Annotated in this window: 1 protein-coding gene; it reads right to left on the reverse strand. The window is 74.4% G+C overall.

The window, feature by feature from the left end; genetic code table 11:
• A partial coding sequence (locus tag D7W79_RS42600) for a M28 family peptidase (protein WP_120530800.1) occupies positions 1-563 on the reverse strand: 563 nt, incomplete at both ends.

Raw genomic sequence — 563 nt, forward strand, 5'->3', positions numbered from 1 at the left:
CCTCCCGCGCCCATCCGCAGGACCCGCGCCACGCCCCGGCGCAGCTCGCGTCCCTGGAGCACACCCCGGCGAAGGCCCAGCCCCAGCACCGCCAGCGCGAACACCGTGGCCCCCACCGCGAGCCCCAGCGACTGCGCGCGGCTGAGCACCACCATCCCCACGCCGAGCACGTCATGGAAGACGACCGGCGCATCCTCGCTCCCGTCCGCGGCCCAGCCACTTCGCGCCAGCTCCCGCACCAGCGCCAGCACGCCATCGCCCAGGTGCTGAAGGCTCCCGGGCTCCAGCCGCTCCGGCCCATCCAACGCCGTGTGGTACGCGTACCCGTCCTCGTAGAACGCCAGGTCCAGGCCCGGGAGCCCGTGCTCGCGGTACACGCGGAAGTCCGTGTCCGAACCGACGAGCCCCGACTGGAAGAGGTCCTGCGCGACGACCATGGCCCACGGCGCCGGGAAGGACCGCTGGTAGGCCCTCGCGAGCCCCGTCCCCCCGCCCACCTGGAAGAGCAGCGCCCTGCCGCGCGAGCCCGCGGCATCCAGGTTGATGAAGGCCCGCACGTCCCC

This window comes from Corallococcus exercitus (assembly GCF_003611585.1).
Lineage (GTDB): Bacteria > Myxococcota > Myxococcia > Myxococcales > Myxococcaceae > Corallococcus > Corallococcus exercitus.